Source organism: Mammaliicoccus sp. L-M44 (assembly GCF_022386355.1).
Classification (GTDB): Bacteria; Bacillota; Bacilli; order Staphylococcales; family Staphylococcaceae; genus Mammaliicoccus; species Mammaliicoccus sciuri_A.
In genome coordinates, this window is the sequence record NZ_JAJNIU010000004.1 from 107,482 (window position 1) to 132,822 (window position 25,341).

General features: G+C 32.1%; 22 protein-coding genes. 6 read left to right on the top strand and 16 right to left on the bottom strand.

Going from position 1 to position 25,341, the window contains the following annotated elements; genetic code table 11:
• Nucleotides 1-103: 103 nt before the first annotated feature.
• The 3 genes from LQ611_RS03435 to LQ611_RS03445 all read right to left on the bottom strand — a co-directional run bounded on the left by LQ611_RS03435 (nt 104) and on the right by LQ611_RS03445 (nt 3,954).
• Nucleotides 104-844 (bottom strand): GTP pyrophosphokinase, encoded by a 741-nt coding sequence (locus LQ611_RS03435; protein WP_107590536.1) that lies wholly within the window; start codon nt 842-844, stop codon nt 104-106.
• A 185-nt stretch (nt 845-1,029) separates the two neighbouring features.
• A complete protein-coding gene (locus LQ611_RS03440) occupies nt 1,030-2,355 on the bottom strand; it encodes a 6-phospho-alpha-glucosidase (RefSeq protein ID WP_107596581.1) in 1,326 nt (441 codons plus the stop codon).
• A 21-nt stretch (nt 2,356-2,376) separates the two neighbouring features.
• Nucleotides 2,377-3,954, bottom strand: coding sequence for an alpha-glucoside-specific PTS transporter subunit IIBC (locus tag LQ611_RS03445; RefSeq protein WP_103360908.1), 1,578 nt, complete (start codon nt 3,952-3,954; stop codon nt 2,377-2,379).
• A gap of 150 nt (nt 3,955-4,104) precedes the next feature.
• Here LQ611_RS03445 and LQ611_RS03450 point away from each other — a divergent pair, with 150 nt between their 5' ends.
• Entirely contained in the window at nt 4,105-4,854 is a 750-nt protein-coding gene (locus tag LQ611_RS03450; protein WP_107565418.1) for a MurR/RpiR family transcriptional regulator, read from the top strand.
• Nucleotides 4,855-4,903: 49 nt separating this feature from the next.
• A complete protein-coding gene (locus LQ611_RS03455; RefSeq protein WP_107565417.1) occupies nt 4,904-5,860 on the top strand; it encodes a 2-hydroxyacid dehydrogenase family protein in 957 nt (318 codons plus the stop codon).
• A gap of 24 nt (nt 5,861-5,884) precedes the next feature.
• On the opposite strand, the gene LQ611_RS03460 is transcribed toward LQ611_RS03455, so the two are convergent.
• Nucleotides 5,885-7,324 (bottom strand): aminotransferase-like domain-containing protein, encoded by a 1,440-nt coding sequence (locus LQ611_RS03460; protein ID WP_107565416.1) that lies wholly within the window; start codon nt 7,322-7,324, stop codon nt 5,885-5,887.
• A 96-nt stretch (nt 7,325-7,420) separates the two neighbouring features.
• On the opposite strand from LQ611_RS03460, the gene LQ611_RS03465 reads away from it, so the two are divergent.
• A complete protein-coding gene (locus LQ611_RS03465) occupies nt 7,421-8,032 on the top strand; it encodes a LysE/ArgO family amino acid transporter (protein WP_107565415.1) in 612 nt (203 codons plus the stop codon).
• A gap of 166 nt (nt 8,033-8,198) precedes the next feature.
• Here LQ611_RS03465 and LQ611_RS03470 read toward each other — a convergent pair whose 3' ends face one another.
• The 12 genes from LQ611_RS03470 to LQ611_RS03525 form a co-directional block, all read right to left on the bottom strand.
• Nucleotides 8,199-9,464: a Gfo/Idh/MocA family protein gene (locus LQ611_RS03470; RefSeq protein ID WP_107565414.1), complete on the bottom strand. Its 1,266-nt coding sequence runs from the start codon at nt 9,462-9,464 to the stop codon at nt 8,199-8,201.
• Nucleotides 9,465-9,643: 179 nt separating this feature from the next.
• The gene (nagE, locus tag LQ611_RS03475; protein WP_107596583.1) at nt 9,644-11,134 is read right to left on the bottom strand and encodes an N-acetylglucosamine-specific PTS transporter subunit IIBC; all 1,491 of its coding nucleotides are present in this window, start codon (nt 11,132-11,134) and stop codon (nt 9,644-9,646) included.
• Nucleotides 11,135-11,355: 221 nt separating this feature from the next.
• Nucleotides 11,356-11,712 carry a zinc ribbon domain-containing protein YjdM gene (locus tag LQ611_RS03480; RefSeq protein WP_025904427.1) on the bottom strand — a complete coding sequence of 119 codons (357 nt, stop codon included), beginning with the start codon at nt 11,710-11,712 and terminating at the stop codon, nt 11,356-11,358.
• 80 nt (nt 11,713-11,792) lie between these two features.
• Nucleotides 11,793-12,380 (bottom strand): helix-hairpin-helix domain-containing protein, encoded by a 588-nt coding sequence (locus tag LQ611_RS03485; RefSeq protein ID WP_107565412.1) that lies wholly within the window; start codon nt 12,378-12,380, stop codon nt 11,793-11,795.
• Between the two features lie 16 nt (nt 12,381-12,396).
• Nucleotides 12,397-13,989 carry an ABC transporter permease gene (locus LQ611_RS03490; RefSeq protein WP_239709345.1) on the bottom strand — a complete coding sequence of 531 codons (1,593 nt, stop codon included), beginning with the start codon at nt 13,987-13,989 and terminating at the stop codon, nt 12,397-12,399.
• A 1-nt stretch (nt 13,990) separates the two neighbouring features.
• A complete protein-coding gene (locus LQ611_RS03495; protein ID WP_107596678.1) occupies nt 13,991-14,887 on the bottom strand; it encodes an ABC transporter ATP-binding protein in 897 nt (298 codons plus the stop codon).
• Nucleotide 14,888: 1 nt separating this feature from the next.
• Nucleotides 14,889-15,530 carry a TetR/AcrR family transcriptional regulator gene (locus LQ611_RS03500; RefSeq protein ID WP_158258736.1) on the bottom strand — a complete coding sequence of 214 codons (642 nt, stop codon included), beginning with the start codon at nt 15,528-15,530 and terminating at the stop codon, nt 14,889-14,891.
• 365 nt (nt 15,531-15,895) lie between these two features.
• Nucleotides 15,896-17,773, bottom strand: coding sequence for a BglG family transcription antiterminator (locus tag LQ611_RS03505; RefSeq protein WP_239703088.1), 1,878 nt, complete (start codon nt 17,771-17,773; stop codon nt 15,896-15,898).
• Nucleotides 17,774-17,811: 38 nt separating this feature from the next.
• Entirely contained in the window at nt 17,812-19,194 is a 1,383-nt protein-coding gene (locus LQ611_RS03510) for a glycoside hydrolase family 1 protein (RefSeq protein WP_107596680.1), read from the bottom strand.
• The gene (locus LQ611_RS03515) at nt 19,191-19,505 is read right to left on the bottom strand and encodes a PTS sugar transporter subunit IIA (protein ID WP_103360927.1); all 315 of its coding nucleotides are present in this window, start codon (nt 19,503-19,505) and stop codon (nt 19,191-19,193) included. The genes LQ611_RS03510 and LQ611_RS03515 overlap by 4 nt, the downstream gene beginning before the upstream one ends.
• 22 nt (nt 19,506-19,527) lie before the next feature.
• Nucleotides 19,528-20,808: a PTS cellobiose transporter subunit IIC gene (gene celB / locus LQ611_RS03520; protein ID WP_103360928.1), complete on the bottom strand. Its 1,281-nt coding sequence runs from the start codon at nt 20,806-20,808 to the stop codon at nt 19,528-19,530.
• Between the two features lie 9 nt (nt 20,809-20,817).
• Entirely contained in the window at nt 20,818-21,132 is a 315-nt protein-coding gene (locus tag LQ611_RS03525) for a PTS sugar transporter subunit IIB (RefSeq protein WP_103360929.1), read from the bottom strand.
• 207 nt (nt 21,133-21,339) lie between these two features.
• Here LQ611_RS03525 and LQ611_RS03530 point away from each other — a divergent pair, with 207 nt between their 5' ends.
• The 3 genes from LQ611_RS03530 to LQ611_RS03540 all read left to right on the top strand — a co-directional run bounded on the left by LQ611_RS03530 (nt 21,340) and on the right by LQ611_RS03540 (nt 25,328).
• Entirely contained in the window at nt 21,340-22,704 is a 1,365-nt protein-coding gene (locus LQ611_RS03530) for an amino acid permease (RefSeq protein ID WP_107565884.1), read from the top strand.
• 219 nt (nt 22,705-22,923) lie between these two features.
• Nucleotides 22,924-24,093, top strand: a complete 1,170-nt coding sequence (locus LQ611_RS03535) for a hypothetical protein (RefSeq protein WP_107565885.1) — start codon at nt 22,924-22,926, stop codon at nt 24,091-24,093.
• 17 nt (nt 24,094-24,110) lie between these two features.
• Complete coding sequence (locus LQ611_RS03540; RefSeq protein ID WP_107565886.1) at nt 24,111-25,328, top strand: metal-dependent hydrolase family protein; 1,218 nt, start codon at nt 24,111-24,113, stop codon at nt 25,326-25,328.
• Nucleotides 25,329-25,341: the final 13 nt, after the last annotated feature.

Here is a 25,341-nt window from a genome sequence, read left to right on the forward strand (position 1 = left end):
CATTATTTCCTGAATGATTTTAATTTATTATATACTAAATTATTAAAAAAGAGCAGATATCCTTATTTCTAAGAAATTTCTGCTCTACTTAGTGCCTAATTTATTAATTTTTGTCTACTTTTATCATACTTTTATCCGTATCATGATAAATTTCATCATTCATTTCTTGCATTTTGCGTTCTACATTTGTTATTTCTATTGAGCATTCTTTTAACTTTTCTTCATATTGTTCAGTAGATACATGCGAATTCTTATATCTTAATTTATGTTCTAAACTCGCCCACATATCCATACCAATTGTTCGAATTTGAATTTCAACAGGTATTACTTGAACACTCTCTGCTAAAAATACAGGAATAGATACAACTAAATGTAAACTTTTATATCCATTCATTTTAGGATTTTCTATATAGTCTTTTCTTTTTAATAATTTTACGTCAGCTTGTCTAAGTAATAATTTTTCAATTGTATAGACATCTTCTAGATAATTACAAATAACTCTTATTCCCGCGATATCTTGAATATTCTCTTTTGCTGAGTTCGCATTTAAAGGAAATCCTTTGCGTCTTAATTTCTTAATGAGACTTGGAAATTCTTTAACACGCTTTTCCATATGGTGAATTGGATTATGTTTATAAGCAACTTGGAATTCATCGTCCAATATTTTCAACTTTGTCCCGATTTCTTCTAATGCTGCAGCATATTGATGTTGTAGTTCTACAAAATTAAACAACTCTTCTAGCGCTTGTTCAGAAGACTGCGCATATTCAATTTCACCTAAATTATTCGTAAATTCCTTCTTTAATTCTGCTAAATTGATTGTTGGTTTTCTTTCTATATACATAGATATGCTCCCTTATATTTTTAAATAAAAAATATATATCACTTCATCTAATTATATCATTTAAAAGTTTGCGATTAAAGAAAGTCGCTATACGATTTATTGTTCTTAAATGGATGTAACACAAAGAAAAACGTGCAAGGCTGGTGTGCCTTGCACGTTTATAAATAGTAATTCAATTATTATTCCTACTTCAATTCTGGCCAGTATTCTTTATTTGCTTCAATGAGGTCATCTAATATACTTTTAGCTACAGATGCACTCGGAACTGTGCGAGATAACGTTAGTGCTTGCCATAGTTTTTGATAAGATTGTTCTTCATAAGCTTCAACTGTTAATTTCTCAACACCTACTTGTTGTTCCATTAAACTTTTTTGGAATCTCGGTATTTCACCAACTGATAAAGGTTCTGGACCTTCGCTGCCAACTAAACATGGAATTTCAACCATCGCTGTTGGGTCAAAGTTTGAAATAGCACCTTTATTCTCAACAATCATTAACATTCTTTCTTTTGTATTAAAAGCAATTGCTCTTGCTAAGTCTACGATATATGATGCATGTTCATCTATTGTTAATTCTGTTCCTTCAGCAGTACCTTGATCAATGATTTTTTGACATTCACCGAACACAAATTTTTCTCGTCCTGCCATTACTTCATTTGCTCTTGTATAGTCTTTGTTTGAATGTTCCACAACGTAATCAGGGAAGAAGTAATATTTTAAATATGTGTTAGGTAACGTATCTTTATCAAGCGCTTGTACATCACGCGCTTTCTTAAACGTATCATTCCAACTTGCTTCTTGTTCTATATCGCTGCCTGTGTCAGTCGAATATCCAAATTGTTCAACGTGTTTAATGATACTTGGCATTAAATCATTACCTGACTTATCTCTTATATCTGTCCACCAACCGAAGTGATTCAATCCAAAATATTTAACGACCATTTCTTTTCTAGATTTCAGCCCAATATTTGTTGCCATTAGTTCTTCAATACCAATTGGCATATCACAAATATTTAAAATTTTTGAATGAGGTCTTAATTTTCGAGTTGCTTCAGCTACAATTGCTGCTGGATTCGAATAATTTAACATCCAAGCATCTGGTGAATATTGTTCCATGTAATCCACAATTTCTAGTACGCCAGTAATAGAACGCATACCATAAGATATACCACCAGGTCCACACGTTTCTTGTCCAACGACACCATGTTTCAACGGAATCTTCTCGTCTTGTTCTCTCATCGCATATTTACCAACACGTATGTGTGCCATAACGAAATCTACATTTTCAAAAGCTGTTTTAGGATCCGTACTCGCCTGTAACTTAACACTTGGCGCTCTTTCATGAAGTAATATTTCACAAGCATCCGCAATGGTTTGTTGTCTATCACCATCATTGTCGTATAATTTAATCGTATCAATCGGAAAATCTTCTAAATGATCCAGTAACATTAATATAATGCCTGGTGTAAATGTACTTCCGCCACCTGCTATTGTTATGTTAAATTTCTTCATTATTTATGACCTCCATATTTTTTATATCATCGTTTCAAATGAATCTCTTACTTGAGGTACACTGAGTCCTACAATTACTTGAACATTTGTACCACTTTTCGCTACACCATGTGCCATTTGATTATGCGTGAAGTAGTCGTTATCTTTCACTAAACTTGGATCTTTAACCGTTACTCTTAATCGTGTCGCACAATTTGTAACGTCTTTAATATTGTCTTTGCCACCTAATCCTTCTAAGAAATAAATAGCTTTCGTATCATATTCTGATGCATTGTCATCCATTTGTGTATCAGCACTTGCTTTTTTAGACTTATAATCTTCTTTCGTATAAAGCTTAGCGTCACCATCATCAGGCACACGCCCAGGTAATGGTACATTAAACTTCTCAATAATAAACTTAAATACAAAGAAGTAAATCACAACAAAGATGATACCAATGATAAATTGTGCAACGTAAGTCATACCGTGATTAGAGAATAATGGAATCCAGTTTATTGCCGCGATTTCTATCGCACCGCCGCCTTGAATACCAACTACACCGAATAGGTACATAATTGTAACCATTGTTGCACCTAATAATGCATGAATTAAGAATAAGTAAGGTGCAATAAATAGGAATGTAAATTCTAATGGTTCTGTAATACCTGCGAAAATTGCTGTTAATCCAGCTGGTAATACTAATGCCAATACTTTTTTCTTGTTCTCTTTTGGTGTTGAAGCGTACATCGCTAATGCTATACCTAAACAACCAAATATTTTAATGTTACCTTGTAACAAGAATCCATATGGATAAAGTTCTTTAAGAGATTTAGCAGAATTAGAGAATTCTGTTAAGTGTTGAATCCAATAAGGTTTCAATCCACCATTAACCGCTGCTGGTCCATATTCAAATGGCGTGTATATGAAATGATGTAACCCTGTAGGAATCAATATTCTTTCTAAGAAGTGGAATAGCCAAACCCCTACAAATCCTGATTTCAACATGACACCTTGTAATGAACCGATACCTGCTTGTACTGTTGGCCATACCGCACATACGATAAAAGCGATTGGGATCATAACAAAGAATCCAATAATAACAACGTATGGTAGACCTTGGAAAATACCAACCATTTCAGGTAATTTCTTATCATAGAAACGATTATGTATCCAAATGACGATTGCTGATATGAAAATTGCACCAATGATACTTGTATCTAATGTTGGAATACCAGCTATTTCTTTTACTCCGGTTAAATTTTCAACACCCTTTGATAAATCTACTCCGAACGTCTTTGGCCAAAGGGTTAAAATTGCATTAATAAAATTGTTAAATACTAAATAAATCATTAAAGCTGCTAGTGTTGCTCTACCTTGCGCTTTTTTAGCAAGTGAGATTGGAAGTCCAATCACAAACGCTAGTTCCATATGGTTGAATATAGTCCAACCACCCGCTTCAATCAAACTCCAAATTTTAAACCACATTGTGCCATCTTCAGCTATTGAACCCATAATATTTGGATTTTTAAATAGTGTTGCAAACCCTACAACAATACCGAAAAATGCAAATAGTAATACCGGTACAATCATGGCACTACCAAATCGTTTAATTGCATTCATATTTTAACCCCTTTTCCTCATCAATTTATCTCAACAATATAGGAAGCGCTTACATTTGCCAAGAGGTTTGACGTAAATAGAAATCACATAGTAAACTTAGATTATATTTTCATAACATGAAAATTTTTTCACTTCGAATGGAGGATTATAATGATTTTGGATAAACTGATTAATGAACATTATCAACAACTTAATGACAACGATATACATATCATACAAATGATTAATCAAAATATTCACTTGATTCATCGATTAAAAATACAAGAAATCGCCGATATATCACATACTTCAATTTCTTCTATTCACCGACTCGCTCGCAAACTTGGCTTTGATGGTTATAGTGATTTTAAAGCATATATTAAATTAAATAGACAAACATCTAACCCATCGACAGATATCATTGAAAGTTTAGAGCAAGATTTACAACAAACTATGAAACATTTAAAAATGATCGACTATGATTATATAAGCGAACAAATCAACCAAGCGCCATACATCTATATATATGGTACAGGTGTCGCACAATTAAACGTCGCACGTGATGCTCAGCGACACTTTCTTTCTATTAATAAGAGAGTAATGGTTATTAACGACGAGAATGAACTTAAAATTGCTATGAATCAAATGAATAAAGACGATTTAATTTTCATCATTTCATTATCAGGCGAAACATCACATTTAAGAGATAACGTCGAGATTATGCATACACGAAATATTAGTTATATTTCTATTACTACATTAAAGGATAACTATTTAGCCCAGAATGCGAGTTACAATATATACGTTAATAGTTCTCCGATAGAACTATTTAACCAAACATCTTATTCCAGCTTCTTACCATATCACATCGCTTTTGAAGTCATCGTACGTAAATTCAGTGAATGGAAACTTGCGCATTAGGGTATAGTGATCATATAAACGTATGAAAAGTTCTATAGGAGGTTACATCATGAATAAAGTATTCATAACTGGAGAAATTCCAACAGAAGGATTAGAAATGTTACAAGAACATTTTGAAGTAGAAGTCTTTGAAGGGGATAAATTAATTACGAAAGATACTTTACTTCAAAAAGTAACAGACGTAGATGCGATTATTAGCCCACTATCTACAAATATTGATAAAGAAATTATTGATCATGCGCCAAACTTAAAAATCATCGCAAATTATGGTGCTGGTTTCAATAACATAGACGTTAAATATGCGAGAGAAAAAGGAATCGATGTCACAAATACACCAAAAGCTTCAACAAATGCTACAGCAGATTTAACGATTGGTATATTACTTGCCGTATCTAGAAGAATTGCTGAAGGCGACCAACTTTGTAGAACAACAGGATTCAACGGTTGGGCACCATTATTCTTTAGAGGTAGGGAAGTCTCCGGTAAGACTATCGGCATAGTTGGACTTGGTGAAATTGGTTCTGCTGTTGCTAGACGTGCCAAAGGTTTCGACATGAACATCCTATATACTGGACCACATAGAAAACCAGAACAAGAAGCTTCATTAGGGGCTACTTATGTCAGTCTTAATGAGATGTTAGAACAAGCAGATTTCATTACAATTAATGCTGCCTATTCAGATGATTTACATCATTTATTCAATAAAGAAACATTTGAAAAAATGAAAAATACAGCATATGTTATTAACGCATCTCGCGGACCTATTGTAGATGAACAAGCTCTAGTTGAAGCACTACAATCTAAAACAATCGAAGGTGCTGCATTAGATGTATTTGAATTTGAACCAGAAATTACAGATGCACTTAAAACAATGGACAATGTCGTCATAACACCCCACATCGGAAACGCTACATTTGAAGCACGTGATGAAATGGCAAGAATCGTCGCAAATAATACGATTAAGAAACTACAAGGTGATACACCAGACTATATTGTGAATAAATAATATAAAAAGATCCTCGGTCTCATATTAAGAGTTCGAGGATTTTCTTTTATTTAACAAGTTTTCTTTATCGATGATAGTTCTTAGTTTATAAATACTTTCTTTTATATTATGTTCATCAATATATGAATAAGAAAATCTTAAACTATGTTTTTCTCTTTCTGAATAAATCTCCCCTGGATGAATGAGCAATCCTTCCTCTAAGGCACGTTGGAATAACCTTTTCAAATCAATACTTTCATTGAATTTGAACCATATATAGAAAGACCCTTCTACTTTAGACCATCTACCAATATCTGAGAAAGATTCTGTTAAAGCATCTTCCATCAAATCTTTGCGCCTTTGTAAATTACGTTTAATGTCTTCAATATGCTTCTCATGGTAATGTGCCAACCATTTAGTAGCTATAAATTGAGAAATCGAACTTGCACCATAGTCATTTTGCATTTTTAAATCTGCTAAATGATTAATGACCCGTTCGTTGCCAATTAACCACCCTATTCTGAGACCTGGACTAACTGTTTTAGATAGGCTACCTAAATACAACACATTATGACTTGTATCAAGCTCTTTCATCGATTTAGGAATCGAACCTTCAAACCACAGCTCACTATAAATGTCATCTTCCACAACTGGAATACCCTTTGCTTTACACTGTTCAAGAATTTGTTCTTTCTCTTTCAATGTATATGTGTGCGATGTAGGATTGTGCAAAGTAGGATTACAATAAAATATACTATTGCTGTAATCTTCATCTTCTTTAAAAATCGCATGAATATTATTGCTTATATAATCAATTGATAAAGGTATCATTTTGGAATGAATTTTGTGCCACGTTCTAATTGAATTGATATAAGAAGGTGTTTCAACGATAATTTTTGATTTAGGAATTAATAATCCATCTGCTATCAACTTCAAACCTTGTAATGAACCAGAAGTGATACAAATTTCTTCTACACTACACTCAATACCTCTTTTTTTAACAATTTCTTTAACTTGTTGTCTCAACTGAATATTCCCTTTAGGCGCTTCGTAATTTGAAGTCAATTGACAACTTAAATCTTTCGAAATGATTTCATGAAATGCATCATTAGGTATTAATTCTGGCGAAAGTTCACCCGTCCCTAATCTCACCATGTCAGGTATAAATTCGCATCGATTAATTTCTCTAATGTAATATTGATTGTTCTGGTTAATACTATTACCTATATAATCTTGCCAATTTAAATTGTTACTCACATACTCATTCCATTTATTTTTCGAAACGTATATCCCTTTTCTTTCTTTACTTTCAAGCACGCCATAACTTTTTAAAATATCAATCACATGTACAATTGTTGATCTATTTACACCATACTTTTGTGTTAAAGCTCTTTGCGAAGGGATTTTCATACCAACTTCTAATTGACCATTATTAATATCTCTTAACATATCATCTATAATTTTTTGGTAGATAGGTTTTTCCATAAATGTAACTCCAATCTGGTTGGGCATAAATTTAATTCTGGATGATTTCATTGTAGCTTATTTCTTTTATACTATACAAAAAGGAGGTTAAATCAAATGTTTCAAGCAGTCATCCACGGTCTTTTATTAGCACTCGGTTTAATTTTACCATTAGGTGCTCAAAATATATTTGTTTTTAATCAAGGCGCAAATCATAAAAGCTTAAATAAAGCTTTACCTGTTGTTATTACAGCTGGTCTATGTGACACATTACTCATATTACTTGCGGTGTTTGGCGTATCACTCATCTTAAATCACTATCCATCACTACAATTAATCATATATATCGTCGGATTAATTTTTCTATTGTATATGGCTTGGACGTTATGGAACGAAAAATCATCAAGCAATGGCTCAGACATAGCAATATCAGCAAAAAAACAAATCAGCTTTGCATTATCTCTATCATTACTCAATCCACACGCCATAATGGATACAGTCGGTGTTATCGGTACAAGTGCATCACTATATTCAGGGTATGAAAAAGTCGGGTTCACAGTAGCAACAATCTTTATCTCTTGGTTCTGGTTCTTCGGTCTCGCTATAGCCGGTAAACAAGTTGGCATGTTTGATAAATCAGGTAAATTTATCATCATATTAAATAGAGTATCAAGTATCATCATCTTATTCGTCGCAGCACTCATCATCAAAAATATAATCAATATGTAGAATGAGGTAAATGTTTTGGTTGGGATTTAGGTGGGAGTTGCGGGGCTCATTTTCGTGCGCTAACGATCTTGTTTGTGAGTCTTGAGCGTTAGCGCTACTTTCACACATAACAAAAAGACGTGATACTGCTATTTTCTAGCGGTATCACGTCTTTTTTTATATTATATTAAGATGTTAAGGCTATTTCATTATAGAATTCGTCTATATTTATGGATTGGCCGTGGTTCAGTCTTGATTCTTCTGCTGCGAATGCCATTAAGTGACTGATTAAAGATTTACTTGCTATTGATTTAGATACATTTTGATTTGAGCTATTAATTGTATCTATAAAATCTCTTATAATACCTTCATCCCCGCCTCCGTGTCCACTGCTCACTTCTGGGAATTTAATGATTTTTTCTTCTCTTGTTAAAAAGTCAAAAATGCTTATTTCATTTGTTTCCATATTCCCTCTTATTTCACCTTTTGTTCCCATTATTTGAACTACTCTTGTTTGTTCTCTTGTAAATGCGCTCATACTAAATGTTGCTGTTGCACCATTTTCAAATTCCATATTCACAACTTGGTGATCGACAACGTCATTATCTGATTGGAATACGCATTTCCCATAATCCGTATGATTTAATCTTTCTATGATCGCTTCGTTAGAATTTTCTTCTGTAAATTTCATCGCCCATCCTCTACCGATACCTAAATAATACCTTCCAGCATGAAATGGACATTCATTTTCTACTGGGCATCCGTCTAGACATCTTAATGGTGCGCCTTCTGGTTTGTTTGCTTCGTTAAAGTACATTAATGAGCCAAAGGAATTGATTCTTTTACAATCTTGATCCATGATATAACTGATAATATCCATATCATGGCAAGATTTAGCTAATATCATCGGACTTGACTGTTCTTTACTTTTCCAATTTCCCCTTACAAAACTATGAGACATATGCATATATTCTACATTTTCATTAAGTTGAATTGACGCAATCTGACCAACATCTCCATTTTGAACGATAGATTTGATTCTACTCCAGAATGATGTATATCTTAATACGTGACAAATCGTTAATGTTCTATCCATTTCTTTCGCTTTTTCTACCATTTTAATACACTCTTCAGGACTAGGAGACATCGGTTTTTCAAGCAACACATGATATCCTAAATCTAATGCTTTCATTGTTGGTTCAAAATGTACTTTATCTTGAGTACATATAATTGCTATATCAGCTTCTGGCTTTAAGTCCAATAATGCTTTCCATGATTCTTGTACATATCGTTCATCAAGACTATGATGACGACTTACGCGTTCTCTTCTTTCTTTAACAGGTTCCGCTACCCCAATTAATTTAATTTTATGGGGTAAAGACTTTATCAAATTCGCGTAAACTCTTCCCCCACGGTCACCTGCACCTAACAAAATCGCTTTTTTTATACCCATTGAATCGTCCCCCTTTATCATTCAATAGTTTCATATTACTACTATAAAAGTAAAAAATCACACATTTATCATTATTTTTTGTTCACATTTGTTCAAAATTGTTATTATTATAAATGAAAAACAGTAGGCATTCAAATTATAAAAATGAATGTCTACTGTTTAAATATTGATATATTGAATTAATGACCTTGATTATGCTGCATTTGCATCAGTTCATCTGCTGTAAATTGTACATCAGTTCCAATAATAATTTGGATATTTTTATCACTAATCACTTTGTTTCCTAATGCGCCAGATTGTTTGATTTTATCTTGATCAACAACACTTGTATCTTTTAATGTTAGACGCAGTCTTGTTGCACAGTAGTCGATAACTTCTATATTATCATTACCACCAATTGCTTCATATATAAGCTTTGTCTTATTAGATACTTTCACTCCACTGTTGTTTGTTGAAGTACCCGCTTCATCTTCTTCAAGACTATGATCTTGCTTTGCCGCTTCTTCCATTAAACCATCTCTACCTGGTGTCTTAAGATTAAATGTACGAATCGCAAAATCAAATACGACGAAGTATACGACACCCATAATCAAACCAAGTACAAGTAACATTAATGGTTTATTAGCAATTGGAATACTTAAACTTAATAAATAATCTATTAATCCTGCACTAAATGTAAATCCTGCAGTCCAATGGAATGTTGCTGCTATAAATAATGAAATACCTGTTAATAACGCGTGAATACCAAATAACATCGGTGCTGCTACTAAGAATGAGAACTCTAATGGTTCTGTGATACCAGTTACGAATGAAGCAATCGCTGCTGTAACCATTAAAGAACCTACTACTTTTCTGTTACGCTTTTCAGCATTTTTCCAAATCGCTAATGCTGCAGCTGGTAATCCAAACATCATAATTGGGAATAAGCCTGCTTGGTAACGACCTGTTATACCCGCTTCACCTTTACTAGACCAGAAGTTTGCAATATCATTAATACCCGCAATATCAAACCAGAATACTTGGTTTAACGCGTGATGCAACCCAAATGGTAATAATAAACGGTTAAAGAATCCATATAACCCTGCCCCAAGAGGACCAAGTTTAGAAATCATTTCACCAAATGACACTAAGCCATTATATACTGGCGGCCAAATAAACATAAGTGCGATAGAAATGACTAACATAGCCGCTGCTGATAATATCGGCACAAGACGTTTACCACTAAAGAAAGCAAACGCTGTTGGTAATTTCGTATCTTTAAATCTATTGTAAATTGCTGCTGTAACTAAACCACAAATAATCCCGATAAATACATTACTAATACCCGTAAATGCGATATCAACTTTATCCTCAGCAATATGCAATACTTTCGCCATTGCTTCTGGCTTTAGTACTTGTGTCACCACTAAAAATGATACAAGTCCACTAAGTGCTGCTGCACCATTTTTATCTTTAGACATACCGAATGCTAACCCTACTGCAAATAGTATTGGTAAATTGTTAATAACTGCTAAACCACCATTTGCTAAAAAGTTCGCAACGCTATTTCCTTCCCCGTTAATTGCACCTGAATCAATAAAAGATGCTATACCTAAAAGTAACCCGGCTACCGGTAAAATGGAAATAGGTAGCATTAGAGACTGAGCAAATTTTTGCATATAAGCCTTCATATTTTTCTCCCCTTATATAGTTGTTGGAAACGTAATCTCTATTACATATTTACCACAAAAAACATTTGATGTATATAACGAATTAATATTTCAAAAACTTAAAATAATCAATTAATTATTTTTAACAAAAAATAATAAGTACCTCGTTAATATTTATATCAACATACTTTCTAAAAAATTAAGAGCCTGCAACAATTTCAATGTTTCAGACTCTTAAGCATTTATTTATTCACTTTTTTAACAACTGATGACTTTAATCCTATTTGTCCAAAGCCAGGTATTTTACAATCAATGTCATGACCATCTTCTGGGTCCACTAATTTGATACCTTTAACTTTAGTGCCTTGTTTAATAGAATTAGATGATCCTTTTACTTTTAAATCTTTAATGACCGTTACAGTATCTCCATCATTTAATTCAACACCATTTACATCTTTAATAACTGTGTTTTCTTCATTTGATGCATCTTCGTCGTTTATAGACCATTCATGATTACACATAGGACAAATATAAAATTGTCCATCCTCGTAAGTATATTCTGAATCACATTTAGGGCAATTTGGTAATGTTGCTTCCATCTTTCAACCTCCGAAAGTTTATAATAACCTCTATAATTTATCACATTTTCATAAATACTGGTATTGGATTTTTCATAAATTTAAGGTTTCATAATGATATATGACGTAATCGCTTTGACTTTAGCATCTTTTTTATGATTTTCAAATTCATACATTTCAGCAAAATAAATTTCCTCACCCGGATTCAATATAATTGTGCCATGTGTAGAACCCTCTTTACCATGTGTAAGCATTGATTTAATTTCGAGACTAGATACTTTTTGCAAGTGCTCATTTATTTCTTCTAAAAATGCTTTTCTGCCTATTAGTTCAAAAGAACCAGGTACTTTCCATACTAAATCATCTGTTAGCCATTCAGTGAGACACTTTTCGTCACCAACTAGTGAAGCAATCACAATGTCTCGTATAATTCTTCTTTTTGGTGCGTTATCACATTTTAAATCCCCTAGTACAGTGAACTTCACATTTTTTAAATCCTCATCTAATTGACTAAATGATAACCCTTGTTCTAATAATGCTTCTTTCAAAATACCTATTGCTTTTGGTCCCATACCATGAAGTTTCGCCAAATTATGTTCATCTAATTGAGCAACCTGTTCTAACGTCGTAACATTGATCTTGTTCAAAGCATTTGTTGCTGGTTTCCCTATTTTCGGCAAATTTGTCATCCGAACACAGCTCCCTTTATGAAATGTCTTTTCGTTTAAACCCAATAAATCCAATTATGATGAGCACTACAGATAAGATGATTAATATACTTATACCCGAATAATTCATATCTTCAACAGGTATTTCAGGAATATGATGAAATGGCGTTATATCTTTTAACCATTCTTTAATATTTAACAATTGTCCTAAGTAAACGACGAAAAATGTATAAGTTAAATATAAATAAACGATAAAATGCCCTTTATTAAACCCTCCTAAAAGTACAACACCGAGTGCTACAAAAGATATAATGGCTGGTATATGAACAATCCCTGCCTTTATAATTGTCCAAAAACTAGATGGATCATCTAACACAGATGCTTGGGCAATATATAAACCGAATGCAGCTATAAAAATCATAAAGATAGCATTAAATAATGAAACAACTAAATAGCTACTCAACAATTTAATTCTTGAAATAGGTCGAGACATTATAAGTTCTATACGATGAGTATCTATTTCGTTTTTTATTTTGTATAAACTTAACAGTGCAGGTATAGTTGATACAATTGCCATTATAATCATTAAAGTAGGTAAGAATGCTTCTATATAATGATCACCTTTACCAGCTACCATTTGCTGCAACATTTCGTTATCTTTAATAAAATCATCTAACTCACCAAATACTGATCCATATGAAGCGCCAAATACAAACATTCCTATTGCCCAGGAAATAAGCCCTACTTTATACAATTTAAGTTGTAAACCGAGTGGAGATAGCCATATTTTATGTGCAGTTTTTTTACCAGGTTTAGAAGGCAGTAGGCCAGACTCTATATCTCTTCTGAAATAAAGTATCATCGCTATCATTAAGAATATAATAGCCGTTATCAAAGTTATGACGATTGGCCACCAATTATTTTCAGAATACGCAAACGTTCTTGTAATCCATCCTAGAGGTGAAATCATAGAAATATCTTCATTGATGACGTCACCAACAGCTCTCACTAAATAACTTAAGAGTAGTACTGTAATACTATAGCCCGTAACACTACTACTTGTTTCAGTTAACTGTGAGAATATAGCTGTCATCATACCAAATAGAATACCAATTGATCCTAATGAAGCTGCATACACGATTGAACCTTGCCAATCCACACTATCAATATTCATGAAAGGTAATATCACCATAATCAAAATGGTTATCATGATGTTCACAATTATCATCTCAATAAGTGCACTTACGAGAGGTGATACTTTTCCAACTGGCAATGCTCGAATCATTTCAATACGACCTGCAGATTCATCTCCTCTTGTACTTTTTGAAACAAGTAAAATACTCATTATTGCAACGAGAATACCTGTAAATAGTAACATCTCGTGTGTAAATAACACACCAATTGATACTTGTTCAAATTGTCCTGGCCCTAACATTGCTTCCATTGCAGGGTTTTTGGAAGTTTCAACAATTGGTTGCATATCTGATTGGTGTGGATACATACTTTTAAATGTTGGTGGTATGATAACTGTTAAAACGACAATACCTAATATCGAAAACAGCATTTTCCATTTATGTGTCTTGAGGTAAAACAACGTTAATTGACCAACACCGCTAAAGAGATTATTCATATTACTCACCTCTTTCAATATTCACACCATAATGTCTCATAAATAAATCTTCTAATGTAGGTGGCATACTTTCTAATTTCAACAACTCAAATCGACTTAAATATTTAATAATATTAGAAACTTTCTCCGAATCCACTTGAAAATGATATATTTCTCCTTCTTTAGAAATATCATGTACACCTTCTTGCTCGTCTAAATCTGTTAAAGCTTCTTTAGACTGAACGACGAAATGCATTCTCGTGAGATGTCTCAAATCATCCAACGTGCCCATTTCTACGATTTCACCTTTTCTAATAATGCCGACTCGGTCACATAGTTTTTCTACTTCACTTAATATATGACTCGATAGTAGAACACTTTTGCCCTCTTTTTTCTTTTCTAACACACATGATTGGAATACTTGTTCCATTAAAGGATCCAATCCAGATGTCGGTTCATCTAATATAAGAAGTTGTGCATCTGTTGTAAATGCAGCGATAAGTGCGACTTTCTGTCTATTACCTTTAGAATATGACCCACATTTTTTAGTAGGGTCTAAATCAAATTTTTTAATCAGTTCATCTCTTTTTTCATCATTTTTAGTGCCACTTAATTTGAGAAATAAATCTATCACTTCTCCACCTGTTAAGTTTGGCCACAAATTAACATCACCTGGAACATAGGCAACCTGTTTATGAATTTGAACCGCATCTTTCCAAGCATCTTTATCAAATGCCACAATATTGCCAGAATCAGGCTTAAGCATGCCTAAAATCGCTTTAATGGTCGTAGATTTCCCAGAACCATTTGGACCGATAAACCCAAATATTTCTCCTTCTTCAACAGTGAAATTCACACCGTTTAAAGCTTTAAATTTACCAAACGTCTTCGTAACATTATTTACTTTTAACAATGTCATATTAATCACGATCCTTATAGAAGATTTTACGCATTTCCTTTATATACAAATCGAATTCATCATAAAAGCTTTGATAATCATTCTGCTCAATCATTTGATGCGTTATTCGTGTCTTCATAGATTCTGCTAAACCGTCAATCGAATACTTTATAATATTGATAGACATTTCAACATTTAAATTATCTTTAAAAAGATCCTTATCTAAATCTTCAAATAGTGCATTTTGAACTTTACTTTGTAATTGTTTAATATGTTGATCTTGTTCTTCAGATATATAATGATGTTCAGATTCCTCCAGAACAATTTTCGTTAAAAACTTCGACATATGAGGATGAATCGTCATTAAATTAGATTTAATCTTCGCTTGTTTAACTAACCTATTAAAAATATCTTTCTCAGAAGTATCAATTTGTTTAAAATAATATTCCTCAATGAAATCTAATGAATAATCCACAAGAAATTTAAATAATCCTTTTTTATTTTTAAAGTAATAAAAAAGCATCCCTTTACCAATACCAGCATTTTCAACAATACGATTCGTAGAACTTTGTTGATATCCATAATTAGAGAACTCCATCAGCCCTGAATTGATTATTTTTTGACGCTTTTCATCATCTAAATTATAAAATGCATCATTCATCATATACACCTTCCGAAACATATTAGACCAGTTCGGTCGACTACATCATAACGCTATCGACCATATTGGTCAATTATTGTTATTAAATAAAACAGCCACCAATTCACAAAATACGAATTGGTGGCTTATTTAGTACTTACAGCACTATGTACTGACCCCTTTGTTTGCATATACAGTTAAAAAATAAATCCAATTTAAATTAAAGACCTAAAGCTGTAATCAAATCTACGATCGGTTGTAAGATACTTGTTAACATAAGAAATCTCCTCCTTTGTTTAAGTTATTCTTATTCTATATCAAATAATTATAAGTACAAAAAATGAGTAAACTTACATCACAAGTTATGTAATGTAAGCTTACTCTTAAATTTAAGGTGAAAATATTTTTTTAAAAGATTCTTTAGAATCTGCCTCTAATAGTTTTAATACTTTAGAATAATCATTTATTATTTCAGAAAGATTTTGATACACTTTTTCTAAATTAATCGTAGTATTCTTTTTCAATCCTAAACAAAAAATAATTTGTGCTTCTTTATCTTCCCAAGCAATTGGTTTATCCATCGTTATTATATAAATAAAAGTTTGTTTAGCTAAAGGCATTAGTGGATGTGGAATGGCCACCAGATTACCATAAGCTGTAGAAGCATGATATTCTCTTTCTTTTACACTATCGATAAAATTATTGTGAATTAAATTCTTGTTTTTAAGTTGTTTACCTAAGTATTCCAACAACTCATCTTTACTGTTTATTTTTTTATTTAATTCAATAATTTCTATTAGTTCTTCTGAGTGTCGAGAATCTTTTAAATCTATATAACGTTGAATTTTGTCTGAGTCTTGCTGTGACATAATAGGGTTAACATAAAGTATTGGTAAACTGACATCATCATTTATTGGTACTGTTGAAATTATTAAATCTGAATGCTCAAGTTGAGCCCTCTGAATATTGTATAATTCTATAATTTCAGTAATTTGAATTTGATTACCAAAATTTTGGATTAACTTATATTTAATTAATTGAGAACTCGTTAATCCGGAGTTACAAACTAGTATAACCTTTAACTTTTCTTTTTCATTTTCAATTCTATTGAGAGCCATTTCAAAGTGCAATGCTAAATAACCAACTTCACTTTCTGAAATTTGCACTTTCAAGTCTTTTTCAATCATTTTACTAGCCACTAAAGCAATATCAAATGCGAAGGGATAATTTTTTTTGATTTCATTTAACATTGGATTTCTAATATTCATCTTGTATTTATATCTATTTATTGATGTACTCAAATGTAAATATAAATTTTTCTTAAGTGTATTATCCGTAATTAGGTCTAAATAAAAAATAAGTTTTATATGATCTAACATATGTGTAATCATACTATCAATAACATTATTTTTTTGTATCATATTACCTTCATTCATAATTCCAGTAGTAACAAAATGGATATATAAACAATCTTTTTCTTTTATAGGCAATGTCAAATCAAATCTTTTTTCAACAAACAGTATAAGTTCATCAAAAAATTGACTCAATTCATTTGTTAATGGAAGATCATCAATTTGGAATTGCTGTTCAACCATCAGTTGATTTTTGATTCGAACTATCGCAATGTTAATGTGTGTTACAAGATTATCAAGTTTAACTTCAGGTATCTCAATTTGGTATTTTCTAAGTAACTTCACAAGATATGACTTTACACTGGAAATATCATCTTCAGTAAATCCAATGTTTAAGTGCTGATTATTCAATAGAAACTCTGCTATTGCATATATTATCTGAAATTCTTTGCCAATTAACTTCATTCCATAATTTGGTCTACTGACTACTTCTATTTCATAACGAGCTAAAACTCTCTTCATTTCAATCATGTCATTCTTTAAAGTTCCCACACTGACAAACAAGCTTTCACTCAGAGATTCTAATTTTGTATAATGATTATCAAGAAGTAATTTTTTCATGATAAATCTAATTCTGCTATCTTGATTATTGAAATTTAAGTTTTCATCTTTTAAAAAACGCTCATTTAAAAAATAATTAAACTTACCCTCATCAGTAATATTTAATTGATAGCCTTTCGATTTTTTTATAAAGATTACGAACCCATTTTCTTTACTCGTTTCATTGATAACCTTTATGTTTTCTCGAATAGTTTTAGACGAACACCCTAAAAGTTTGGCTATGGATATACTATTCATATATTCGTGCTGATGTTGATACAATATCTTTACTATATTGAGGTGTCTGGTTTCCATCACGCTCTCTCCTAGTAGTTCTGTATATATATTACAGATTAATCTGTAAAACCATTACTTGAAGAAACTTCTTTAAACCATCTTCCACTTTCTTTAATTGTTCTTTCCATTGTTTCAAGATCAATAGATACAAAACCATATCTATTTTTATATGCATTCATCCAAGACCAATTATCCATAAAAGTCCACATATGATATCCTCTACAATTTGCACCTTCTACTATAGCTTTATTCAACCATATTAAATGTGATTTCACAAAATCTATTCTATAGGTATCATTTATTTTACCATTTTCGATAAATCTCGATTCATTTTCAATACCCATACCATTTTCTGAAATAAAACTTTCTATATTACTGTAATTATCCTTCAAATTAATCATAATATCATAAATCCCTTTAGGATAAATCTCCCAACCACGATATGGATTCATCTTTCTACCTGGCATTTCATAATTTTCAAAGTAATATTCCGGAAAGAATGGGGAATTAGGATTTGGCAAAGTGTCTCTAGCTTTTACCCGTCTAGGTTGATAATAATTTACTCCTAATAAATCTACTGTATAATTTTTTATAATTTCAAGGTCATCTTGTGTAAAAGTTGGTAATAGATCATGATGTTTTATAATATCTACTAATTGCTCTGGATAGTATCCTTTTGTTACAGGATCTAAAAAACTTCTATTAAAAAATAAATCTGCAATTTCGGAAGCTTTAACATCTGCTTCGTTTTTACTTCTTGGGTAAGATGGTGTTAAATTTAGGATAATCCCAATTTTTCCATCATACCCTGATTCCTTATATTCTTTAATTACTTTAGCATTAGCAAGGATAGTATTATACGCAACCTGAAATCCTCTTTTAGCATCTACAATATTTGGATAATGGAAATTATATAAATATCCACCTTCAACTGGTACTATTGGTTCATTAAATGTAAACCAATACTTAACTCGATCGGCAAATAACTCAAAGCACTTTCTCGAGTATTCTACATATCGTTCTACAACTTCAAGTGATTCAAAACCACCTTGTTTTTGCTTTTCATATGGCATATCAAAGTGATATAAATTCACAAAAGGTTCAATATTATTTTCAATTAAGCTATCTATAACTTTATTATAAAATTGAACTGCATCTTCATTAATTTTATTACTACTTTGATTTATTAAACGGGTCCAAGATATAGATAATCTAAATGAATTATGTCCTGTTTCCTTCATTAAATAAATATCTTCTTCAAATTTATTATAAAAATCTGACGTTTTATTAGGACCAACATTTTCAAAAAATCGATTTGGTTCTTCTTCAAACCATTTATCCCAAATAGTTTGATCATTTATTGTTTTTGTACCTTCCGTTTGTGTTGCACTAGCTGCACTTCCCCACCAAAAGTCTTTTGGAAATTTATATTGAGTCATGATTTCATCTCCTTATATAGATCTATCATTTCATTCGCTAAATCCTTTACAGTAATTGCATTCATTAAATGATCTTGAGAATGTATTAATAACAAATTCAATTCACTTTCTGTTCCTTGCGCTTCATTTTGTAACAATTCAGTTTGAAATTTATGAGCCTTATTAATTTCTTGTTCCGCTTCTTTAATAAGACCTGTTGCTTCTTCAAAATTTCTTTCTTTTGCATATTGTATAGCCTCCATTGCACATGAACGCCCATTTCCTCCATATAAAATAATTTGAAAAGCTATCTCATTAATTGAGGTTGCCATTGTATATTCCTCCGTCCTTATACTATTTTTCTATTTCTTGCTTTAAATAGTTTTTATCTAATAATTTTAAAAATGGCCACCAAATAATAAATGTAATAATTAGATTTACAAGTTGTAATGCTGCACCTTGCCATGCATTACCAGTTGCTAAATATCCACTTATAAATATTGGAGTAGTCCAAGGTACGATAACGCCAGAAGGTTTCGGAACTATACCTGTATACATAGCTGAATAACTTACAATAGTTACAATCACTGGTGATATAATCCAAGGAATTATTACTAAAGGATTCATTATGATAGGTAAACCAAATAGAATCGGTTCATTCACATTAAAAATGGATGCTGGTGTTCCTAATTTAGCAATTTCTTTATTTTGTTTACTTCTACAAATTAAGTAAATTGCAATTACGACTGCTATCGTTCCACCTGTTCCTCCCATACCAACTAAGAATGTATCTATAAATTGCTTTGTAATGATATTAGGTAACTCAATTCCTTTTTGGAATGCCTCAAAATTTTCATTATTTAATGAATACCATATTGGATCAAATACAGTGTTCACAATAATCTGGCCGTGCAATCCGAAGAACCAAAATATCTGAATAAATAAAACCGCAATAATTGTTGCAGGAAGTCCTTTACCTAAGGCAGTTAAAGGTTCTTGAACAATTGTATAGATTAAATCTTGTAATGTATTAAAAGGTGTTAAGGCAATTAAGATTCTTATTACCAAAAATATAGTTAAAGTAAATGCTACTGGTAACAGTGCACTAAATGATTTAGATACTTGGTCAGGTACACCTTTAGGCATTTTTATTGTTATTTCCTTCTTTGTAAAATAGCTATATAACTCTGAAGTAATTATAGAAACAATAATTCCTAAAAACATACCTTTAGCACCTAATATTTCTGTAGGAATAACGCCTTCAGTTTTACCTACAACTTGAGGTGTTAAAATAAGTACTGCACTTAATGCAGTTACAGCACCATATATTCCTTCTAACCCATTTCGCTCAGTTAACTTATATCCTATTCCCAATATTACAAAAAGCCCCATTATTGATAACGTCGCTGCAGATGCTGGACCCACAGCATTTTGCCATGCTGTATATTGGCTTTCAGAAAGTAATTTATCTAAAAATGGAAAATTAGCAATTACAACAAATATAGAACCAAATATAATTAAAGGTAGTGCAACCATAAAGCCATCACGTAAAGATGCTAAATACTTATTATTATTTAACTTATCTGCAATTGGCAGTAAAACATCTTCTAACTTCTCCATAAAAGTGCTTTGCATTTTTATCACCTATTCCCCTAATAATTTTAATGCCTGTTTAAGAACGCCTTCCCCATCAATTCTTCCGTAACTTACAGAATCTATTGTTTCAATTGGTAATTCTAGTCCCTTTTCTTCAGCTGCTTTCATAAATTTTTTCTTCATAAACCTCATTTGTGGTCCTATTAATAACACATCATACTCATCTAAAGAATGAAATGCGTTATCACTAGACATTGCTTTGATATTCACCTTAATTCCATCCGCTACTGCTGCTTCTTCCATCTTATTTACTAATAAACTTGTAGACATTCCCGCTGAACATGCTAATAAAATATTTTTCATCTTGATTTCCCCTTTCGAATATATTTTCATTATATTTTGGTTACGCTTACATATCGATATAATCATTTTCCTCTACTAGTGGAACAGAAACATTTATTTATATTAATATGCAAAATACAAATAATCGTAGTATAATGCTTTTTATATTGTTTTATAAATCTTATTGTTTACATATGTTTTATTGTGTTTAAGGAGAGCGAATTAAAAATGGAAAATCATGAGTTAAAAAGAAGTATGTCTAATCGGCATATTCAGTTAATTGCTATTGGTGGCGCGATTGGTACCGGTCTTTTTCTTGGGGCTGGTAAGAGTATTTCACTAGCGGGTCCATCTATTTTATTAGTTTATATTATTATTGGTTTTTTCTTATTTATTATGATGAGAGCCTTAGGGGAATTATTACTTTCAAATAGTAACTATAATTCTTTCATTGATATTGCAGAACATTATTTAGGTCCTTTATTCGGATTTTTAACTGGATGGACGTATTGGTTTTGTTGGGTTGCAACGGGAATAGCGGATATTACGGCTGTGGCTAAGTATATTCAGTTTTGGTATCCTGATGTTCCTGCATATGTTTCTGCAATTGCAACAGTTGTTATTCTATTAGGTTTAAATCTTATGACTGTTAAATTATTTGGTGAGGTCGAATTTTGGTTTGCACTCATTAAAATTATCGCCATTATATTATTAATTGTCATTGGTTTATGGATGATATTTAATGGTTTTAAATCTAGCACAGGTATTCAATCTGGATTTCATAATTTATATAGCCATAATGGTTTCTTCCCAAATGGTGCTATGGGCTTCTTACTGGCTTTCCAAATGGCAGTATTTAGCTTTGTAGGAATTGAACTTGTAGGTGTAACAGCTCGTGAGACGAAAGATCCTGAAAAGAATTTACCTAAAGCGGTTAATTCTATCGGTATTCGTATTTTAATTTTCTATGTATTAAGTTTATTAATCATTATGAGTATCACACCATGGAATAAAATTGATCCTGCTGAAAGTCCTTTTGTTAATTTATTTGTATTAGCTGGTATTCCAGCTGCTGCGGGAATAGTTAACTTTGTCGTGTTAACTTCAGCTGCAAGTGCTGCAAACAGTGGATTATTCAGTAATAGTCGTATGGTTTATGGTTTAGGTCAAACGGGTCATGCGCCTGAAGGGTTAAGCAAGACAAATAAACGTGGTGTACCTTATCCAGCATTGATATTCTCAGGTGTTGTATTATTCTTCGCTGCGATATTAAATTATTTTATACCAGATGACGTATTTACACTCGTTACGACATTGGCTACGATATTCTTTATTTTTATTTGGTCTATCATTTTAATTTGTTATATCAAATTTAGAAAAGAAGACAAATCTTTACACGAAAAATCTAAATTCAAAAATCCATTCGGTGTGATTGGATCATATCTTGCATTAATATTCTTTGTATTTGTATTAGTTATTTTGTTCTTTGCAAATGATACACGTACAGCATTAATGTACTCACCTTTATGGATTGTACTATTGCTTGTTATTTATTATTTGAATCATCGCAAGCAATCTACTTCAAATGAATAACTCTAATAAACAGTAAACATCGTCATATGACGTGTTTACTGTTTTTTATTGAACAAATGTTATATACCATCGAATAATATTTAAATTCTTGTTATATATTGAATACAATTAATAGTGTGATATTTATCTATATATTCTAAATTTTTAGAAAATACTATTAACTTCTTGATTTAGATATGCTAAAGTTTGACTATTAACTTTAAAAAGGAGGGAATGCAAATGGTTAGTGAACCGCTTATTTCAGCAACAATACTATTCGCATTAATCGTTCTCGGGGAAATTATATCTTATCTTACAAAGGCTCGTGTACCAATGTTATTAACGGCAATGGTCAGTTATTTGCTTTTATCATGGGTAGGCGTCTTACCTGAAAAGATATTAGATAATGCCATTTTACCTTCGCTAGGTGCGCTTATTATTGCACCAGTTATCATGCATATGGGTACAATGATGCCGCTTCATATACTTAAATCACAATGGAAAGCAGTTGTTATATCAATATTGGGTATATTGGGTTCTACAATCTTAATATTAGTCTTCGTTACACTCCTATTTGATTTCCGTACTGCTGCTTCAGGTGTTGGACCTATTGCTGGAGGTATCGTCGCGCTGCTCATCACAGTCGAAAAGCTTCAAGATTTAGGATTAGCAAATTTAATTGTTTTACCCGCTATCGTGCAGGCCCTTCAAGGCGTTATCGGTATGCCATTAAGTTCTATTCTTATGAAGCGCTATTCAAAATATTACTTAGCGAATAGACATACAGACAAAAATGTCGCTAATATTTCTAACAAAAATGAACCTAAGAAAGAAACGATATTTAATAAGAATCCGTTACTTCAAAACAATGTTATCAGACTCTTTATTATGTTCTTCTTAGCAAGTATTGCCTTCATGATTGGCGAAGTAACAGGCATTCATTTCACACTCGTCAGTTTATTATTTGGTGTTATCGGTTTGAAAATTGGATTGTTTGAACAAAAAGAACTGGAACGTAATCAATCATTCACAATTATGATGGTTATTATCATTTTAATCGTTATCGGTTCTATGGGTGGCATTAAACCACATGATTTATGGGAATTCTTACCTGCTATTTTATCTATTCTTGTTATAGGTACAATTGGTATTTTAATTGGCGGATTTATCGGTGCTAAATTAATTGGTTGGAAACCTACTAAAGCATTACCTGTTGCTTTAACCGCATTGTATGGTTTCCCAGGTGATTTTATTTTATGTGAAGAAGTCAGTCGATCTGTTACTGATAATGAGGAAGACAGAGAAGATGTATTTAACGAGTTATTAAGCCCGATGATTATTGGTGGATTTACAACCGTTACAGTTGCATCCGTTATTTTAACATCTATATTAATGAACTTTATTAAGTAATTGAGGAGGACATAGATATGATTATAAAAAACATCAATTTAATAGACGGTACTGGAAAAGACATTCAACGATGTGTTGATATAAAGATTGAAAATCATGTCATTTCTGAAATTGGTACTCATTTAAATGGCGACAATATAATAGAAGGAAATGGTCAATATCTATTACCAGGTATGATCGATAGTCACGTACATGTTATGTTGGAAATGGAACCTTTAGAGAGAAGATTGGCTACACCTTTTTCATATAACTTCTACAAAGCAATTGATCATTTAAAACGAACAGTTGATGCAGGTGTTACAACCGTTCGAGATGCTTTAGGCGCAGATTTAGGTTTAAAAGAAGCTGTGAATGATGGTTTAATACTCGGACCACGTTTACAAATAAGTGTTAACGCATTAACCATTACAGGGGGTCATGGGGACAGTTATACTAAATCTGGTATACAACTACCTATTTTGCAAGATGGCTATCCTGGTTTACCGAGTGGCATATGTGATGGTGTCAATGAAGTTCGTAAAAAAGCACGCGAAATGTTAAGAGCCGGTGCTGATGTATTAAAAGTACATGCAACTGGTGGCGTAACAAGTGCAACTGACCATCCAGATTATACGCAATTCTCATTAGAAGAATTAAAAGTCATTGTAGAAGAAGCTCAATTTAGAAATAATCGAAAAGTTATGGCACATGCTCAAGGTTTGCAAGGTGTTAAACAATGTATAGAAGCAGGCATTCATTCAATTGAGCATGGTATCTATTTAGATGATGAAGCTGTTCAATTAATGAAAGAAAAAGAAATGTACCTCGTACCTACATTACTCGCACCTCTTTCCGTTATAGAATTTGCCGAAGAATTAGGTATGAGTGAAAATTCTATTAAGAAATCTAAACAAGTCATGCAAGACCATATTGATAGCTTTAAAAAAGCACATCAAGCTGGCGTGAAAATAGCAATGGGTACTGATGCAGGTGTATTCAAACATGGAACTAATTTAAGAGAATTAGAGCTTATGGTTGAACACGGCATGACAGAAATGGAAGCCATTGTTTCGTCTACTAAGACAGCTGCTGAATGTTTAGGTTATGACGAAGACTTAGGTACAATTGAAGTAGGCAAAAAAGCAGACTTCATTTTACTAGATCAAAATCCTTTAGAAGATATCAAAGTATTAAAGGATCCAAATAAAATTAAAGTCGTTTCAATAGATGGCAAAATTGTCAAAGACATTAGATAATATCATAGTATTT

Bases quoted from the DNA above. Each gene is read 5' to 3' on its own strand.
- nagE (WP_107596583.1), bottom strand. From the start codon at position 11,134: ATGAAGGCTTATATGCAAAAATTTGCTCAGTCTCTAATGCTACCTATT.
- LQ611_RS03465 (WP_107565415.1), top strand. From the start codon at position 7,421: ATGTTTCAAGCAGTCATCCACGGTCTTTTATTAGCACTCGGTTTAATT.
- LQ611_RS03440 (WP_107596581.1), bottom strand. From the start codon at position 2,355: ATGAAGAAATTTAACATAACAATAGCAGGTGGCGGAAGTACATTTACA.
- celB (WP_103360928.1), bottom strand. From the start codon at position 20,808: ATGCAAAGCACTTTTATGGAGAAGTTAGAAGATGTTTTACTGCCAATT.
- LQ611_RS03435 (WP_107590536.1), bottom strand. From the start codon at position 844: ATGTATATAGAAAGAAAACCAACAATCAATTTAGCAGAATTAAAGAAG.
- LQ611_RS03450 (WP_107565418.1), top strand. From the start codon at position 4,105: ATGATTTTGGATAAACTGATTAATGAACATTATCAACAACTTAATGAC.
- LQ611_RS03485 (WP_107565412.1), bottom strand. From the start codon at position 12,380: ATGACAAATTTGCCGAAAATAGGGAAACCAGCAACAAATGCTTTGAAC.
- LQ611_RS03455 (WP_107565417.1), top strand. From the start codon at position 4,904: ATGAATAAAGTATTCATAACTGGAGAAATTCCAACAGAAGGATTAGAA.
- LQ611_RS03515 (WP_103360927.1), bottom strand. From the start codon at position 19,505: ATGGCAACCTCAATTAATGAGATAGCTTTTCAAATTATTTTATATGGA.
- LQ611_RS03525 (WP_103360929.1), bottom strand. From the start codon at position 21,132: ATGAAAAATATTTTATTAGCATGTTCAGCGGGAATGTCTACAAGTTTA.
- LQ611_RS03460 (WP_107565416.1), bottom strand. From the start codon at position 7,324: ATGGAAAAACCTATCTACCAAAAAATTATAGATGATATGTTAAGAGAT.
- LQ611_RS03510 (WP_107596680.1), bottom strand. From the start codon at position 19,194: ATGACTCAATATAAATTTCCAAAAGACTTTTGGTGGGGAAGTGCAGCT.
- LQ611_RS03540 (WP_107565886.1), top strand. From the start codon at position 24,111: ATGATTATAAAAAACATCAATTTAATAGACGGTACTGGAAAAGACATT.
- LQ611_RS03500 (WP_158258736.1), bottom strand. From the start codon at position 15,530: ATGATGAATGATGCATTTTATAATTTAGATGATGAAAAGCGTCAAAAA.
- LQ611_RS03470 (WP_107565414.1), bottom strand. From the start codon at position 9,464: ATGGGTATAAAAAAAGCGATTTTGTTAGGTGCAGGTGACCGTGGGGGA.
- LQ611_RS03490 (WP_239709345.1), bottom strand. From the start codon at position 13,989: ATGAATAATCTCTTTAGCGGTGTTGGTCAATTAACGTTGTTTTACCTC.
- LQ611_RS03535 (WP_107565885.1), top strand. From the start codon at position 22,924: ATGGTTAGTGAACCGCTTATTTCAGCAACAATACTATTCGCATTAATC.
- LQ611_RS03445 (WP_103360908.1), bottom strand. From the start codon at position 3,954: ATGAATGCAATTAAACGATTTGGTAGTGCCATGATTGTACCGGTATTA.
- LQ611_RS03495 (WP_107596678.1), bottom strand. From the start codon at position 14,887: ATGACATTGTTAAAAGTAAATAATGTTACGAAGACGTTTGGTAAATTT.
- LQ611_RS03480 (WP_025904427.1), bottom strand. From the start codon at position 11,712: ATGGAAGCAACATTACCAAATTGCCCTAAATGTGATTCAGAATATACT.
- LQ611_RS03530 (WP_107565884.1), top strand. From the start codon at position 21,340: ATGGAAAATCATGAGTTAAAAAGAAGTATGTCTAATCGGCATATTCAG.
- LQ611_RS03505 (WP_239703088.1), bottom strand. From the start codon at position 17,773: ATGGAAACCAGACACCTCAATATAGTAAAGATATTGTATCAACATCAG.